The sequence below is a fragment of the Ramlibacter ginsenosidimutans genome (assembly GCF_016654015.1).
Taxonomy (GTDB): Bacteria; Pseudomonadota; Gammaproteobacteria; order Burkholderiales; family Burkholderiaceae_C; genus Ramlibacter; species Ramlibacter ginsenosidimutans.
In genome coordinates this window covers 628,829-643,022 of the sequence record NZ_JAEPWM010000002.1, presented here as the reverse complement: position 1 = coordinate 643,022, position 14,194 = coordinate 628,829, and the positions used below count along the sequence as shown (strand labels likewise).

The following is a 14,194-nucleotide window of genomic DNA, read 5'->3' as shown; positions in this document are numbered from 1 at the left end:
GGAGCGTGTGTAGGAGAGTTCCGACTTTGCGCGGATGCGGCGCGTGCGCGCCACGGCGCTGGCGGAGACTGTGAGATTCGAACTCACGGGCGCCTCGCAGCGCCGGCGGTTTTCAAGACCGCTGGGTTAAACCACTCCCCCAAGTCTCCGGGCCCGGCCATTCTACGGGCCGTCCCGCGCAGCGCGACCAGCTCTTAAGACTCTCTGACCCGAGGCTGGCGCACCGGGGATGCGCCCGGTACCATTCGGCCTGTACCATGAACGAGGCCGTTCGCACTCTCGATCCGGAGGTCAAGCCGCCGGAATACCGCGTCCCGCGCGGGCGCAGCGGCGTGGGCGCACAGTCGGCGCTGGAGACCTTGCTGAAGGACCTCGAACGGATCCGGCGCGCCAAGGAAGCCTACGGCGACGCGCCCCCGCGCGCAGACCACTGGTTCCGGTTCTGATCGGCGTCTGAGCGCGGCCGCCCGCTTGGCACGGGCGGGGCCCTTGCAGCGCGACGCGCCCGGGCTGCGCCAGATCAATCGGGCAGCTCGGCAACGCGGCAGAATGCGGCCGAATCCGGAAGCCCCCGTGCCGCTCTCGCCCAAGCTCACCCGCAGCCGCCATGTCGGCGGGCTGCTGTACGGCGCCGCGCTGCTGGTACTGGTGCACGTGCTGGGCACCATCGGCTACCACTGGATCGGCCGGCCCGCAGCAACCTGGATCGACAGCTTCTACATGACCTTCATCACCGTGGCCACGATCGGCTACGGCGAGGTGATCGACCTGGCGGGACACCCCGGCGGCCGCCTCTTCACCGTGTTCATCGCGGTGGTGGGCATCGCCACTTTCAGCTACCTGTTCTCGACCTTCGTGGCGCTGCTGATCGAGTCCGATTTCAACGCCGCCCTCAGGAGACGCCGCATGGAACGCCAGATCGCCCACCTGCAGGGGCATTACATCGTGTGCGGCATCGGCCGGGTCGGCGCGAACGTCGCGCGCGAGCTGCTGAAGACACACCGGCGCTTCGTGGTGATCGAGCGCGAGGCCGAAGTGCTGCAGCGCTGGAACGACCTGCATCCCGAGACACTGCACCTGCAGGCGGATGCCGCCGACGACGAGGCGCTCAAGCGCGCGGGCGTGTTCCAGGCCGCCGGCGTGTTCGCCGTGACCGGCGACGACAGTCACAACCTGATGATCGCGCTCTCGGTGAAGCTGCTCAACGCGCGCTCGCGCGTGGTGGTGCGCCTGCACGACGTGCGCAATGCCGACAAGGCGCGGCGCGCGGGGGCCGACGAGATCGTCTCGCCGGACTTCACCGGCGGCATGCGCATCGCTTCGGCCATGCTGCGGCCGCACGTGGTGAACTTCATGGACCAGATGCTGCGCAGCGACGAAGGCCTGCGCGTGGAGGAGGTCGTCGTGCCCGGCGACCACGCGCCCACTCCCATAGGCGCGCTGCTGCCCCGGTCGCGCGACTACATCCTGGTGGCGACGCAGGAACAGGGACGCTGGGTGTTCAACCCGGCGGACGAGCACCTCGTGCAGCCCGGCACGGTGCTCGTGCTGATGGCCAGTCCGCAGGGCCGCGCCAACGTCGAGTCCCTGTTCCACCGCGGCGGCTGACGCGTGCCTACTCGACGCGCGCGCCGGAGAACTGGACGATCTTCGCCCACTTCTCCGTTTCCATGCGGTGCAGCTTCCAGAAATCTTCCGGGGTGCCGGGGATGGGCACGCCACCGAGTTCGGCCAGCTTCGCCTTCATCGCCGGATCGGCCAGCGCCGCGTTCACCTCGCGATTGAGCCGCTCGACGATGGGACGCGGCGTGCCCTTGGGCACCGACATGCCGAACCAGGCGCTCGCCTCGTAGCCCGGCACGACCTCGGCGACGCTGGGCACGTCGGGCAGCGCGGGCGAGCGCTGAGCGCTGGTCACGCCCAGGGCGCGCACGGCGCCGCCGCGGATGTGCCCGATGATGGAAGGCATGTTGTCGAACAGCACGTCCACCTGCCCGCCGATCAGGTCGTTGATCGCCGGGCCCGCGCCCTTGTAGGGCACGTGCTTCATGTCGATCCCGGTCATGTACTTGAACAGCTCGCCGGACAGGTGCACCGAGGTGCCCGCGCCGGACGAGGCCATGTTGATCTTGCCGGGGTTCTTCTTCGCGTAGTCGATGAACTCCTGGATGTTCTTCGCCGGGAAGTTCTTCGTCACGGTCATGACGTTGGGCACCCGGATGATGCCGGCCACCGGCTGCATGTCTTCCAGGAAGTTGAAGTTCAACTTCGGGTACAGCGTGGCGTTGATCGCGTTGGCGGGATTCACCAGGAACAGCGTGTAGCCGTCGGGCGGCGACTTCGCCGCGTACTCGGTGCCGATGTTGTTGCCGCCACCGGCGCGGTTCTCGATGAGGACCTGCTGGCCCAGCTTGGTCGACAGGTACTGGCCCATGAGGCGCGCCACCAGGTCGGTCGAGCCGCCGGGCGGATAGGCGACGACCCACTTGATCGGCTTGCTCGGATAGTCATCGGCGGCCGCGGCCGCCAGCGGCGCGATGGCGCTGGCCAGCAGGGCCAGCACGGGGACGATTCGGTACAGCAGGCGCATCGTGTCTCCTTGTCACAAGCCGCAGGAGACTAGCGAGCGGGCGGCCGGGGCGTCAATCCGGGTTGACGTCCTCCGTGCAGACCCTCACACCATCAGCTCGATCAGGAAGGGGCCGCTGCGCACGAAGCTCGCGCGCATCAGGTCCGCGCACTGGTCCATGCTGGTCGCTCGTGCCGCATCCACGCCCGTGCCTTGCGCCAGGCGCACCCAGTCCAGGTCGGGGTCCGCGAGGTCCAGCATGCGGTGCGCGGTGGGGCCGGGCGTGGCACCGACACCTTGGTACTCACCGAGCAGGATCTTGTAGCTGCGGTTGTTCAACACGATGGTCGTGACCGGCAGCCGCTCGCGCGCCTGCGTCCACAGCGACTGCAGCGTGTACATGGCGGAGCCGTCGGCTTGCAGGCTGATCACGCGACGCTGCCCGCCCGCCGCGATGGCCGCGCCGGTGGCCACCGGCATGCCGTCGCCGATCGCCCCGCCGGCGAGATGCAGCCAGTCGTGCGGCGGCGCCGCGTGCGAGGCCTTGTAGAAGCCGCGCCCGTAAGAGACGCTCTCATCCGAGACGATCGCGTGCTCCGGCATCAGCGCCGCCACGGTCTGCGCGAGCTTGTCCGACGTGGGCTCGCCGCTCGCGGCCTGCGGGCGCGGACCCGGATCGGGCAGCGCCGCCTCCGGTGCGTCGAGCGCATCGGCAAGCGCACGCAACGCCTCGACCGCATCCTGCTCGGGGCGCGAGAGCACGTGCACTTGCGCGTCGCTGCGGTACTGGATCGAAGGCAGGTTGGGATAGGCGAAGAAACCCACCGGCGCCTTCGCATTCACCAGCACGAGGTGGTCGAAGGGCTTGAGCGCCTCGATCGCAAGCTCGCTCTTGTAGGGCACGCGCTCCAACTGGAGGCGGCCGCGCCCGCGCGCCAGCTTGGGGTTGACGAAATCGGCCATCAGCTTCGCGCCGGTGGCGCTGGCGATGCGCCACGCGAGCGCCTGCCCTTCGGCCTGCACGGCCGCGCCCGCCAGCAGCAGCAGGACCTTGCCGCCGTGCACGCGCAGCACGCGCGCGGCCCGCTCCACCGCGTGCGGATCGAGCGGGGCGGGTTCGGGCACCGGCAGGGCGGCGGCAACGACGCCGCCTTCGTTCCAGGACGCATCGGCGGGAAGTACCAGCGTCGCGACCTGCCCGGGATAAGTGCGTGCCGCCTGCACGGCGGCGGCGGCGTCGCGTCCCACTTGCGCGGCCTGCGTGCTCACGTGCACCCAGGCCGACACCGTGCGCGCGAGACCTTCCGTATCGGCGGTCAGCGGCGGGTCGAACGGCCGGTGATAGGTCGCCTGGTCACCGACGATGTTGACGATGCCGCTGCGGGCGCGCCGCGCGTTGTGCAGGTTGGTCACGCCATTGCCCAGGCCGGGACCGCAGTGCAGCAGCGTGCAGGCGGGCTTGCCCGCGATGCGCCAGTAGCCGTCGGCCATGCCGGTCACCACGTTCTCCTGCAGGCCCAGCACGCAGCGGATGCCCGCACTCTGGTCCAGCGCGGCGACGAAGTGCATCTCGCTGGTTCCGGGATTCGCGAAGCAGGTGTCGACGCCGGAGGCGATCAGGGTTTCGACGAGGCTGCGGGCACCGTTCATGCGGGTCTCCTGGTGGACCCGCCATGGTAAGGGTCAGGCGCGCAGGGAGGGCGGCGGGTTCCACACCGGGGCGACAGCGCGGGCCGGCGCGAGCCTCGCGGGCGGCAGGAACGGCCCCTCCACCGGAGGGTCGAGCCCCCAATTTGCCGCGGTGATGCGCAACAGCTCTTGCAGATGGCTCTGCAGGCGCACGACGCGCGCCGCCGGCCGGGTCGCGTTCAGAATGTCCATGGCTGTCCTCCTTGATGCCTGGCGCATTCTGGGCGTGCGTCGATGACAGGCGAACGACAGACTTGTCACGAGCTTATCCAGCGGCGTGAATAAGGAGCCTCGTCCTATGATGGCCGCATGGCCTACCAGCTGCACTACTGGCCCGGCATCCAGGGCCGCGGCGAATTCGTCCGGCTCGCGCTGGAGACGGCGGGCGCCGCCTACGTCGATGTCGCCCGCGGTGACGCGAAGGCCGGCGCCGGCGTGCCGGCGATGATGCGTTACCTGCAGGGCGACGCCGTGCAGCGGCCGCCCTTCGCCTGCCCTTTCCTCGTCGATGGCAGGAAAGTGATCGGCCAGACGGCGGCGATCCTGCTGTACCTCGGGCCGAAACTGGGCCTGGTACCCCGCTCCGAAACGGATCGCCTGTGGGTGCACCAGATCCAGCTCACGCTCGCGGACCTCGTGGTGGAGGCCCACGACACGCATCACCCGATCGCGGGCGGCCTGTATTACGAAGACCAGAAACCGGAGGCGAAGCGGCGCGCCGAAGACTTTCGCCGCGAGCGCCTGCCGAAGTTCCTGGGCTGGTGCGAGACGGTGCTGCAACGCAATCCGGGCAACGACGCGCGCGAGGTGCCGCGCCTGGTCGGGGCGCGCCTCACGTATGCGGACCTGTCGCTGTTCCAGGTCGTGGACGGGCTGCTCTATGCGTTTCCGAAAGCCACCAAGCGCGTGCTGCGCAAGGCGCCGCGCGTGGCGGCATTGCATGCCGGCGTGCCAGGGAACCGGCGGCTCGCGGCCTATCTTGCGAGCGAGCGCCGCCTGCCCTTCAACGAGCAAGGCATCTTCCGCCGCTACCCCGAGCTCGATGCCTGATCGTCCTGCAGGAACACGACGCCGGGCTTGAGCTCCTCGAACAGCAGGTAGTCGGTCTGCTGCATGCCCAGGCTGCGGTAAGTGGCCTGTGCCACCGTGTTCTCGTGCTCCACGTACAGGCGCAGGCCGCACACGTCGCTCTCGCGCAGCGCCGCCTCGCGCACATCGTCGTACAGCGCGCGGAACACGCCGCGGCGGCGCCACGCAGGCTGCACGTACACGCTCTGGATCCACCAGAAGCGGCCGTTGCGCCAGTCGCTCCACTCGGTCGTCACCATCAGGCAGGCGATGACTTCGCCCTGCGCCTCGGCGACGCGGTAGAAGCCCAGGCCGGGCTCGGCGAGCAGGCGGCGCACGCCCGCGCCCAGCACTTCGGCACGCAGGCGCTTGCTTTCGGTCTCGAAGGCCATGGCGGCGTTGAAGCCGGCGATCGCGTCGGCGTCGGCGGCTTGCGCGGCTCGGACAATGAATGAAGGCGTCGGTTCCATGGTAGATCTTCTCCGTCGAGCATGCAGCCCGTCATCGCTGACGAAGCAGCCCGAGGCCCAGCAACACGCAGAGCGTTCCCTCGGCGACTCCCGCGACCACGTCGCTGGGATAATGCGCGCCGAGGTAGACGCGGCTGAAGCAGACCAGCGGCACCATCACCACGACCAGCAGCACTGCCAACGCTCGCCATCCGCGCGACCGCGTGTGCGCGAACACCAGCGCGCACACGGTGCCGTAGAACACGGTCGCCGCCAGGGCGTGGCCGCTGGGAAAGCTCCAGGTCGGCAAGCTCACCAGCGCATGGTCCCAGTGCGGGCGTGGACGCTGTACGAGATTCTTGAGCACGACGTTCAGCAGCATGCCCGCGGGCACGATGAGCAGCGGGCGGACCGCGCTGCGCGAGAACCGCAGCCCGATGGCCAGCGCCAGCACCGCTGTCACCGCCAGCACGACCACGGTCTGGTGCAGGCGTGAAACCCACAGCATGAAGGACGTGAGCGCGGGCGCGCGGTGCTGCGCGTAGTGCAGGCTCACGGCGTCGTCCCAGCCCGGCACGCGTCCGTGCAGCAGGACCTGGCCGGCCAGTGTCGCGAGCAGCAGCAGGCACAGCAGCGCGACGGCCCAGAGCAGCGGCGAGCCGCGCGCGGGCCTCAGCGCGGGTGTGGCAGGGTCGGATGCGGCCATGCCGGCAGCTCCTTGACGGGTTGCGCCCGGCCGGCGGCCAGCGCCGCGGCGAAGGCCGGCACGGTGGCACGCGGATCCTCACCCAGCCCGCGCACGATGCACACGCCGTCGGGCCCGGCGCTCGCCGCCGCCTGCACTTCGGCCGGCTGCAGGATGCCGCCGATGGCGGTGACCGGCACGCCGGCGGCGCGGCACCACCACGCGAGGTTGTCCAGGCCTTGCGGCAGCCAGGGCATGGCCTTGGTCAGCGTGGGCCACACGGGACCGCAGGCGACGTAGCGCGGCGACAGCGTGCGCGCCCGCGCCAGCTCCCACACGCTGTGGGAGCTGATGCCCAGCGCCAGGCCGCTCGCGAGCAGTTCGCTGCGCCCGTCGTCGCCGAGTGCGAGCAGGTCCTCCTGGCCGAGATGCACGCCACCCGCGTTCAATTCGCGGGCGAGCCGCCAGTGGTCGTTGACGAACAGCTCGGCGCCGGCGGCCTGGCAGTCGGCGACTGCCTGCGCGACCTCGCTGCGCAACGTCGCCTGCCAGGCCGCGTCGGGCTGCGCCGGCGTCTTGATGCGCAGCTGCACCGTGCGCACGCCAGCCTCCAGCACCGCGCGCAGGCGCCGGGCGCTGTCGACGATCGCATAGAGATCGAGCCGGCGCGTCGGCGCCGGGACGCGCGGCGCTGCCGGCGCCTGCTCGCCCCAGGAGAGCAAGGGCAGCTCCTGCTGCGAACGCGTCTTCGCGAGCACCAGCGCATCGGCGGCGACGAAGCCGCGCGCGAGCGCCGCTTGCGTGGCGTGCTGCAGCGTCGGAACGTCCAGCGCAGCACCGGCGAGCCAGCCGCGGGCGTGCGGCGTCTCCAGCCAGTCCAGGCCGGCGCGGGCGCCGACGATGCACAGCGCCGGCACGCCTTGCGCGCGCAACAGGGTCGCCAGCTCCGGCGCTTCTTCCTTGCGGCCGGCGCGTTCCTGCGCCTGCGCCAGCGAAGCTATCCACAACTCGTTCATCGCATCACCAATCCACCGTCCACGAACACCACCTGCCCGGTGACGAAACCGCTCCAGGGCGAGGCGAGAAACAGCACCGGCCCGGCCACGTCTTCCGGCCGCGCGAGCCGGCGCAGCGGTGTCGCAGCCATCAGCTGTTCGCGAAAGGACGCGCGCGTGCCGCTGCTGGACTCGGTCGGCCAGACCAGCCCCGGCGCCACGCAGTTCACGCGCACGCCCAGCGGACCCAGCTCGCTGGCCAGGTTGCGGCTGAAGCCCACCAGCGCGGACTTGGCGGTCGCGTAGTCGTGGTAGGGCACGACCGGGTGTTCGACCAGGTTGCTCACGATGTTGACGATGCTGCCTTGCGCACGCCCGCGGAACTGCGGCAGCACCGCCTGGCACAGGTGGAACGCGGCGCCGACCGAGCCCTCGAACTGCGCCTGGTAGTCGGACCAGGACAGGTCGGCGAAGGTGCTGCGCTGCTCGGGGTCGAAGGCATAGCTGCGGAATGCGTTGTTCACGAGGACGTCGATGCGCCCTGCTTCGGCCACGACCTGCTCCACCAGCGAGTGCGCCTGCGCGCGATCGCTCACGTCGGCCTGCAGCGCGAAAGCGTCGCCGCCGAGCGCCTTGCACTGGTCCACCACCTGCTGCGCCGTGTCGGCCTGGCGCAGGTAGTTGACGGCCACCGTCGCCTGCTCCGCCGCAAAGGCGCGCGCGATCGCCGCGCCGATGCCGCGACCGGCGCCGGTGACGAGGACGACCTGTCCCGCGAAATTCATCCCGCCGCTCCCTTGCGGCCCGGCAGCAGGTCCTCGCTCACGAAGCGGGACACCTCGATCGGCTTGCCCACCAGTCCGAGCTTGCGATACACGTCCGCTGCGGCCTGCAGTCCGCCCACATCGATGCTGCCCAGCCCCTTCTTGCGGGTGAGGTCCGACACGCTGGAGGCGTTGCGTGCCTTGATGATGTCGAGGGTGAGCGCGGGGTCCGTGCCGTCGATGGCGCGCTTCGCCGCGAGCTGCGCCGCCTCCTCTGGGCGGTTCATCATCCAGAGCGCCGCGTCGCGGTAGCCGCGCAGGAAGCGCTGCAGCAGCGCGTGCTTGCTGCGAAACACGGACTCGCGCACCACGAACAGGTCGCTGGACACGGGCAGGTACTTGCCCACCTCGATCACGTTCACGTCGGGCAACCCGCGGCGGCGGCCCACCAGCAGGCCCGTGTCGGTGGCGGCGGTCGCATCCACCTGGCCTTGCATCAGCGGCGCGAAATTCAGCAGGCCCGTCACCACCACGGTGACGTCCGATTCCGACAGGCCGGCCGTGTGCAGCAGCACCTGCAAGGCCTGGCGCGTGCCGCTGGCGAGGCTGTACACGCCCACCTTCTTGCCCTTGAGGTCGGAGGGCTTCGTGATGCCGCTGCCCTTGAGGCTCACCACGTTGAACACGTTCTGCGGATAGATGTCGTAGATGGCGCGCAGCGGCTCGCCCTTGTCGATGGCTTCGAAGAAGGTGCCCGGATCGCAGAAGGCGACGTCGGCCTGGCCGCTCAGGATGTTGCGCAGCGCGTCGGCGCTGCCGGCGCCCGGCACGTACTCCAGGTCGAGGCCCTGCGCCTTGTAGAAGCCCTTGTCCTCGTCCACCAGCAGCGGCGTGATCTCCGTGATGGGCTTGCTCCAACCGGCCACCACGAACTTCTCGAGGGCCTTCGTTTGGGCCCGGCCGGCAAGGGGTGCGGCCAGCAGGGCGGCGAGCAGGCGGCGGCGGGCTATCGTGGTCATGGGGGACTCCTCAGGAAGTACGGGTAAAGGGTTGCAGCAGCCAGCGTTCCAGCCACAGCGTGAGCTGGTAGGCCGCCAGGCCCAGCAGCGCGATCAGCACCAGCACGGCGAACATGCGCGCCGTGTCCATGGTGCCTTGCGTGGCGATCACCAGGGCGCCCAGGCCCTGGCTCGCGCCAATGAATTCGCCGACCACGGCGCCGACCAGCGCCAGCACCACCGCGACCCGCAGGCCGGCGAGGATGGCGGGCAGCCCCGAGGGCAGCTTCAGCCGCCAGAGCGTCTGCGCGCGCGTGGCGCCCAGCATGCGGAACAGCTCCAGCCGCTCGGGCGCGACCTGCTGCAAGGCGGTGAGCGTGTTCTCCATCAGCGGGAAGAAGCAGATCAGCGCGGTGATCACCACGATGGAGGTGATGCCGAAGCCGAACCACAGGATGAACAGGGGCGCCAGCGCCAGCTTGGGCACGACCTGGCTGGCGACGACATAGGGCATGAGCACCCGGCGCAGCACGGCCGATTCGCCCAGCACCACGCCGGCAAGGAAACCCAGCGCGCTGCCTGCGAGCACGCCCAGCGCCAGCTCCTGCGCGGTCGCGCGCAGGTGCGGCCAGAAGTAGCCGCTCGCGAGTCCCTGCCACAGCGTGCTCGCGATCGCCGACGGCGGCGGCAGCACCAGCACCGGAAGGCGCAGCACGCGGCAGGCGATCTCCCACGCCAGCAGGAGCACGACGGCGAGCAGCACCGACGCGGCGCGCAGCAGTGCGTCCTTCATGCGAGCGCCTCCAGGTGCAGCGCGGCACGGACCTGCTCGCAGTGACGCGCGAAGGCGGCGCTGGTGCGGACCGCGCCGGTGCGCTCGGGCAGGTCGATGGCGATCTCCTGCGAGATGCGGCCGCCTTCCACCACGTCCACCGCGTCGGCCAGGTACACCGCCTCGCCGATGTCGTGCGTGACGAACAGGACGGTCGTGCGCTGCCGCCGGCACATCGCGAGCAGGTCGCGCTGCAACTCCTCGCGCGTGATCGCGTCGAGCGCCGCGAACGGTTCGTCCAGCAGCAGCAGCGAGGGCTGCAGGATCAGCGCCCGGGCGAGCGCCACACGGCTCTGCTGCCCGCCGGAGAGCTGGCGCGGCCGCTTGTTCGCGTGCTCGCGCAAGCCCAGTTGCTCCAGCAGCTGCAGTGCGCGCTCGAGCTCTTCCTGGCGCGGCCGGTGATGCAGGGACACGGGCAGCAGCACGTTGTCGATCACGCGCAGCCACTCCAGCAGGTTGGGCACCTGGAACACGAAACCGATGTCCTGCGCGCGGCCCGCGAACACGACGCGGCCGCTGTCCGGCACGAGCAGGCCGGCCGCGAGTTTCAGCAGCGTGGTCTTGCCGCAGCCGCTGCGGCCGACGAGACAGTGGAACGCGCCCGCTGCGACTTCGAGCCGGGCGCCGTCGACGGTGGGCGGCCAGCCGGGAAAGGCGAAGCGGACGTCTTCCAGCTTCAGCAGGCTCATGATTCGGATGCCCTCCGCGCTGCGCGCTCCGGTATTCGCCTTGGGGCGGCCCGGCGGCTCACGAGCGCTCCTCCTGCGCATAGGGCGCGAGGCGGTCGGCGGAGCGCTCGGCGGACGACTCGATCTCCACCATGCGCACCAGGTCCGCGAGGTTGAAGCGGCCGTCGTGGTGCCAGCCGGCCTCCGGCGTGGTCATGGCGCCGAGCGCCGCGATGCGCGTCACGCCCGCGCGGCCGAGTGCGTCGGCCAGGCGGAACAGCCGCGCCGGCTCGCAGGCGATGCCCGCGGTCTGCAGGAAGGCGGCATGCGGTGCGACGAGCGCCGGCACGTCGTCCAGCGCGTCGACCGCGCACACGAGGATGCAGCGGCCACCCGCGGTGGGCGCGAGCGGGCGCGGCGTGTCGCTGTAGGCGACCGCCCAGGCGGCGTCGGGCGCGCCGAGCAGCTCGCAGCCCGCGTCGGCGAGCGCCTGCCATTCCGCGGACTGGCGCCAGCCGGAAACGGCGGCGGCTTCCTCCAGCGCGAGCGCTCGACGTGGATAGCGCTGCTGCAGGTTCGCGAGTTCGGCGGCGAGGTACAGCGCGAAGTCGCGCGGAGCGATGCGCGCGCCGCGCTCCACGTAGAACAAATGGGGGGAGTAGCAGCCCTGTTGCTCATAGCGCGCGACGTCGTGCGCCGCCAGCCGCGCCGTGGACTGTGCACGTTGCGTGTCGAGCGCCGCGCACGCGACCAGGCCGAAGCCGAGCTTGTGGCCGTAGCCGAGGAAGCGCGTCGTCACCGGCACCTGGGCGCGGACTTGCGCGATGGCCGCGTTGCCGCCGTAGGCCAGCACGGTGTCGGCCGCCTCGAACACTGCGCGCGCGCTGTCCGCGTCACCGCCCTTCCACCACACGACGGCCAGGCAGTCGGCGAGCGGTGGATGCACTTCGGCCAGCAGGCGCGCGAACAGGGTCGCGAACACCGGCTCGGCGCTGGGCAGCTTGCCGACGTTGCCGGCCTTCACCAGCAAGCCGCACACCAGGCTCCACAAGGGCAGCGCCGGCACGTTGCCCGCCCAGCTGTGCACCAGCAGGTCCGAGCCGAAGGCACGCACGAAACCGCCCTTGGCTGCGGGCTGGAACTCGTCCAGCACTTTGGGATTGGCGAAGTCCTCCGCGACGAAGCGGTGCAACTGCGGCGCGCGGAAGGACTGCAGGTAGCCGGTGAGTGCGAGCCGGACCATGTCCGCGTCGTAGCCCGAGACGACAGGCAGCAGGCGTTGCGCCTGCTGGCGTACGGGATCGGCGGGGTCCAGCAGGCGCGCGATCGCTGCGTCGACGATCGCGATCACCTGCGAGACCGCAAGAGGTTTCAGGTGCTGCGCCGCTGCCGTCCTCACGCGCTGCGCCAGCGCCGCGAGCTGCGCCGGTTGCAGCACCGGCACCTGCACCTGCACCGCCTGCGCGCCGCTGCCGAAGGCAAGCGTGTGCCAGCCGACCTCGTCGTGCGCGAGACCGGGCAGGTGGCCGGCGGTGAAGAGCTCGGTGTTCATGCCCGCGTGGCCTGCAGGAATTCCTCGACGGCCAGCGAGCAGCCCTTGGCCTGCGCGCCTTCGGCGCGGCCCAACAGCAGGAATCCCTGGCCTTGCGCGACACCGACGTCCTCGGTCAGGATGCTGGTCACCGAGTTGAAGCTGGCCAGGTCGCAGTGCACCAGCACGCCGCGCTCGCCGCGCGGCACCTCGCGGCCGGTGAGCGGATCCACCAGCCGCGAACGCAGCCAGTGCGGACCTGTCTTCACCGAGGGCACGCGGGCGTTGCCATCGTCATAGAGCTGCGTGCTCAGCTCCGTCATGCCGTACATGTTGATGCAGCGCTCGCGCGGGACGCCGAACGCCGACGCGAGCCCCGCATAGAAGGCCTCCAGCGGCAGCTCGCGCGAGTGCCCCTTGTAGCCGCCGGTGTCCAGGATCCGGCTGCCTGCGGGCAACGCGAAGCGCAGGCCGCGCGCTGCGAACGCGTCGAGCAGGTGCACGAAGCTGTAGCTGGCGCCCAGCAAGGCGCACGGCGTGCCGCGCTGCTGCGCGCGCTGCAGCCAGGCGATGACGCCGTCCACGTCCATGCCTTGGGGACTCACGTACCAGCCGCTGTCGTCGGCGCCAAAGTGCTGGACCGCCATCGCGAGGTAATGCGCGAGCGACGAGTTGGGCATGGCCTGTTCATCGGGGAACAGGATGGCCATCGGCAGGCGCTGCGTGCCCCGCATGAAGCGGCGCGCGAAATTGCCGGTGAAGGAAGCGTTCCAGACCGCGATGGTCGGGTGGTAGTGCCGGCCCTTCACGTCGCCGCGCGTGGTGCCGCTGGTCATGAACACGCGCTCGGCGCTGTCGGCAGGCACGCAGCTGAGCGTCACTTCCTTGAACGCGCTGATGGGAACGGCCGGCACCTCGCGCCAGGACTTCACCGTGCGCGGCGTGGCGCCGCGCAACTGGCAGAAGCGCCGGTAGGCCACGTTGTTCGCATGCTGGTGCGCGAACAGGCGCAAGGCCATGGCGTCGAACTCGGCGTCGCTGCAGCCATCCTGCGCGATGAAGGCGAGCAGGGCCTCGATGAGTTGCTCGTTCATCGCAGCGGCTGCAGGTGCATGGGTTGCGGGGCGTGTCCGTGGTTGAGCGGGCCGCTGCCCGCGCCCGTGCGCACCCGCGCGCCGGCAGCGAGCGCACCGCGCACGTACTCGCGTGCGCGCAACACGGCGTCAGCGAGCCCGGCGCCGAGCGCGAGCTGGCAGGCGATCGCGCTGGACAGCGTGCAGCCGGTGCCATGCGTGTTGGGGGTGGCTATGCGCGGCGCGCGCATCCACTGGGGCGCCGCATCGCGCACGAGCAGCAAGTCGCTGACCGTGTCGCCGGCCAGATGTCCACCCTTGAGCAGCACGGCGTTGGCACCCCGCTCCACGAGCTCCCGCGCGGCCGCTTCCATGTCGGCCTCGCTGTGCAGCGCTTTCCCCACCAGCAGCGCGGCTTCGTCGAGATTGGGCGTGACCACTGCCGCCAGCGGGAACAGCACGCGGACGAGCACCGCGTTCGCCTCGTCGTCGATGAGCTTGGCGCCGCTGGTGGCCACCATCACCGGATCGAGCACGACGCGCTGGAGCCCGTGGCGCTTGAGCGCAGCGGCGACGGTGCGCACGGTGTCGGCGGAGTGCAGCATGCCGATCTTCACCGCGTCGGCGCCGATGTCCTCGATCACCGCATCGATCTGGTCGGCGAGGTGCTGCAGCGGCACGCCATGGATGGAGCGCACGCCCTGGGTGTTCTGTGCCGTGAGCGCCGTGATCGCGGTCATGCCGTAGCAGCCGAGCGCGGCGATGGTCTTGAGGTCGGCCTGGATGCCGGCACCCCCGCCCGAGTCGGAACCGGCGATGGAGAGGACGCGGGGGTAGGAAAAGGCTGCGGTGCTGTTCAAGGGGACTCCTTCG

16 protein-coding genes and 1 tRNA gene are annotated in these 14,194 nt (G+C 70.6%); 3 read left to right on the top strand and 14 right to left on the bottom strand.

The genetic code is table 11. The annotated features are described in order from the left end of the window. Positions 1-59: 59 nt before the first annotated feature. Positions 60-149, bottom strand: a tRNA-Ser gene (locus tag JJB11_RS09105). Positions 150-257: 108 nt separating this feature from the next. Between JJB11_RS09105 and JJB11_RS09100 the strand changes: the two genes are divergently transcribed. After that, positions 258-446, top strand: coding sequence for a hypothetical protein (locus JJB11_RS09100; RefSeq protein ID WP_201168740.1), 189 nt, complete (start codon positions 258-260; stop codon positions 444-446). 127 nt (positions 447-573) lie between these two features. After that, positions 574-1,608, top strand: a complete 1,035-nt coding sequence (locus tag JJB11_RS09095; protein WP_201964715.1) for an NAD-binding protein — start codon at positions 574-576, stop codon at positions 1,606-1,608. Positions 1,609-1,615: 7 nt separating this feature from the next. Here JJB11_RS09095 and JJB11_RS09090 read toward each other — a convergent pair whose 3' ends face one another. The 3 genes from JJB11_RS09090 to JJB11_RS09080 all read right to left on the bottom strand — a co-directional run bounded on the left by JJB11_RS09090 (position 1,616) and on the right by JJB11_RS09080 (position 4,450). Then, the gene (locus tag JJB11_RS09090) at positions 1,616-2,590 is read right to left on the bottom strand and encodes a Bug family tripartite tricarboxylate transporter substrate binding protein (protein WP_201168737.1); all 975 of its coding nucleotides are present in this window, start codon (positions 2,588-2,590) and stop codon (positions 1,616-1,618) included. 84 nt (positions 2,591-2,674) lie between these two features. Then, positions 2,675-4,219, bottom strand: coding sequence for an acetolactate synthase large subunit (locus tag JJB11_RS09085; protein ID WP_201168734.1), 1,545 nt, complete (start codon positions 4,217-4,219; stop codon positions 2,675-2,677). A gap of 33 nt (positions 4,220-4,252) precedes the next feature. Then, positions 4,253-4,450 (bottom strand): hypothetical protein, encoded by a 198-nt coding sequence (locus JJB11_RS09080; RefSeq protein WP_201168732.1) that lies wholly within the window; start codon positions 4,448-4,450, stop codon positions 4,253-4,255. A 117-nt stretch (positions 4,451-4,567) separates the two neighbouring features. On the opposite strand from JJB11_RS09080, the gene JJB11_RS09075 reads away from it, so the two are divergent. Next, positions 4,568-5,308 (top strand): glutathione S-transferase, encoded by a 741-nt coding sequence (locus tag JJB11_RS09075; RefSeq protein ID WP_201168729.1) that lies wholly within the window; start codon positions 4,568-4,570, stop codon positions 5,306-5,308. Here the strand turns inward: JJB11_RS09075 and JJB11_RS09070 are convergent. Genes JJB11_RS09070 through thiD form a run of 10 tightly spaced genes read right to left on the bottom strand, consistent with a single transcriptional unit; the run spans position 5,287 to position 14,181 of the window. Next, a complete protein-coding gene (locus JJB11_RS09070) occupies positions 5,287-5,796 on the bottom strand; it encodes a GNAT family N-acetyltransferase (protein ID WP_201168726.1) in 510 nt (169 codons plus the stop codon). The two genes, JJB11_RS09075 and JJB11_RS09070, sit on opposite strands and share 22 nt — an antisense overlap. Before the next feature lie 31 nt (positions 5,797-5,827). Further along, positions 5,828-6,481: a phosphatase PAP2 family protein gene (locus JJB11_RS09065; RefSeq protein WP_201168724.1), complete on the bottom strand. Its 654-nt coding sequence runs from the start codon at positions 6,479-6,481 to the stop codon at positions 5,828-5,830. Then, positions 6,448-7,476, bottom strand: a complete 1,029-nt coding sequence (locus JJB11_RS09060; protein WP_201168722.1) for a thiamine phosphate synthase — start codon at positions 7,474-7,476, stop codon at positions 6,448-6,450. The genes JJB11_RS09065 and JJB11_RS09060 overlap by 34 nt, the downstream gene beginning before the upstream one ends. Continuing rightward, positions 7,473-8,240 carry an SDR family oxidoreductase gene (locus JJB11_RS09055; RefSeq protein WP_201168719.1) on the bottom strand — a complete coding sequence of 256 codons (768 nt, stop codon included), beginning with the start codon at positions 8,238-8,240 and terminating at the stop codon, positions 7,473-7,475. The genes JJB11_RS09060 and JJB11_RS09055 overlap by 4 nt, the downstream gene beginning before the upstream one ends. After that, a complete protein-coding gene (locus JJB11_RS09050; protein WP_201168716.1) occupies positions 8,237-9,238 on the bottom strand; it encodes an ABC transporter substrate-binding protein in 1,002 nt (333 codons plus the stop codon). The genes JJB11_RS09055 and JJB11_RS09050 overlap by 4 nt, the downstream gene beginning before the upstream one ends. Before the next feature lie 10 nt (positions 9,239-9,248). Beyond that, entirely contained in the window at positions 9,249-10,010 is a 762-nt protein-coding gene (locus JJB11_RS09045) for an ABC transporter permease (RefSeq protein ID WP_201168713.1), read from the bottom strand. Next, complete coding sequence (locus JJB11_RS09040; RefSeq protein ID WP_201168710.1) at positions 10,007-10,738, bottom strand: ABC transporter ATP-binding protein; 732 nt, start codon at positions 10,736-10,738, stop codon at positions 10,007-10,009. The genes JJB11_RS09045 and JJB11_RS09040 overlap by 4 nt, the downstream gene beginning before the upstream one ends. Positions 10,739-10,796: 58 nt before the next feature. Next, positions 10,797-12,269, bottom strand: coding sequence for an acyl-CoA reductase (locus JJB11_RS09035; RefSeq protein WP_201168707.1), 1,473 nt, complete (start codon positions 12,267-12,269; stop codon positions 10,797-10,799). Beyond that, positions 12,266-13,342 carry a LuxE/PaaK family acyltransferase gene (locus JJB11_RS09030; protein WP_201168704.1) on the bottom strand — a complete coding sequence of 359 codons (1,077 nt, stop codon included), beginning with the start codon at positions 13,340-13,342 and terminating at the stop codon, positions 12,266-12,268. Before JJB11_RS09030 ends, JJB11_RS09035 begins: the two co-directional genes overlap by 4 nt. Next, on the bottom strand, positions 13,339-14,181 hold the full coding sequence (gene thiD / locus JJB11_RS09025) for a bifunctional hydroxymethylpyrimidine kinase/phosphomethylpyrimidine kinase (protein WP_201168701.1): 843 nt from the start codon (positions 14,179-14,181) through the stop codon (positions 13,339-13,341). The genes JJB11_RS09030 and thiD overlap by 4 nt, the downstream gene beginning before the upstream one ends. Between the last annotated feature and the right edge of the window lie 13 nt (positions 14,182-14,194).

Bases quoted from the DNA above. Each gene is read 5' to 3' on its own strand.
- JJB11_RS09100 (WP_201168740.1), top strand. From the start codon at position 258: ATGAACGAGGCCGTTCGCACTCTCGATCCGGAGGTCAAGCCGCCGGAA.
- JJB11_RS09090 (WP_201168737.1), bottom strand. From the start codon at position 2,590: ATGCGCCTGCTGTACCGAATCGTCCCCGTGCTGGCCCTGCTGGCCAGC.
- JJB11_RS09085 (WP_201168734.1), bottom strand. From the start codon at position 4,219: ATGAACGGTGCCCGCAGCCTCGTCGAAACCCTGATCGCCTCCGGCGTC.
- JJB11_RS09080 (WP_201168732.1), bottom strand. From the start codon at position 4,450: ATGGACATTCTGAACGCGACCCGGCCGGCGGCGCGCGTCGTGCGCCTG.
- JJB11_RS09075 (WP_201168729.1), top strand. From the start codon at position 4,568: ATGGCCTACCAGCTGCACTACTGGCCCGGCATCCAGGGCCGCGGCGAA.
- JJB11_RS09070 (WP_201168726.1), bottom strand. From the start codon at position 5,796: ATGGAACCGACGCCTTCATTCATTGTCCGAGCCGCGCAAGCCGCCGAC.
- JJB11_RS09065 (WP_201168724.1), bottom strand. From the start codon at position 6,481: ATGGCCGCATCCGACCCTGCCACACCCGCGCTGAGGCCCGCGCGCGGC.
- JJB11_RS09060 (WP_201168722.1), bottom strand. From the start codon at position 7,476: ATGAACGAGTTGTGGATAGCTTCGCTGGCGCAGGCGCAGGAACGCGCC.
- JJB11_RS09055 (WP_201168719.1), bottom strand. From the start codon at position 8,240: ATGAATTTCGCGGGACAGGTCGTCCTCGTCACCGGCGCCGGTCGCGGC.
- JJB11_RS09050 (WP_201168716.1), bottom strand. From the start codon at position 9,238: ATGACCACGATAGCCCGCCGCCGCCTGCTCGCCGCCCTGCTGGCCGCA.
- JJB11_RS09045 (WP_201168713.1), bottom strand. From the start codon at position 10,010: ATGAAGGACGCACTGCTGCGCGCCGCGTCGGTGCTGCTCGCCGTCGTG.
- JJB11_RS09040 (WP_201168710.1), bottom strand. From the start codon at position 10,738: ATGAGCCTGCTGAAGCTGGAAGACGTCCGCTTCGCCTTTCCCGGCTGG.
- JJB11_RS09035 (WP_201168707.1), bottom strand. From the start codon at position 12,269: ATGAACACCGAGCTCTTCACCGCCGGCCACCTGCCCGGTCTCGCGCAC.
- JJB11_RS09030 (WP_201168704.1), bottom strand. From the start codon at position 13,342: ATGAACGAGCAACTCATCGAGGCCCTGCTCGCCTTCATCGCGCAGGAT.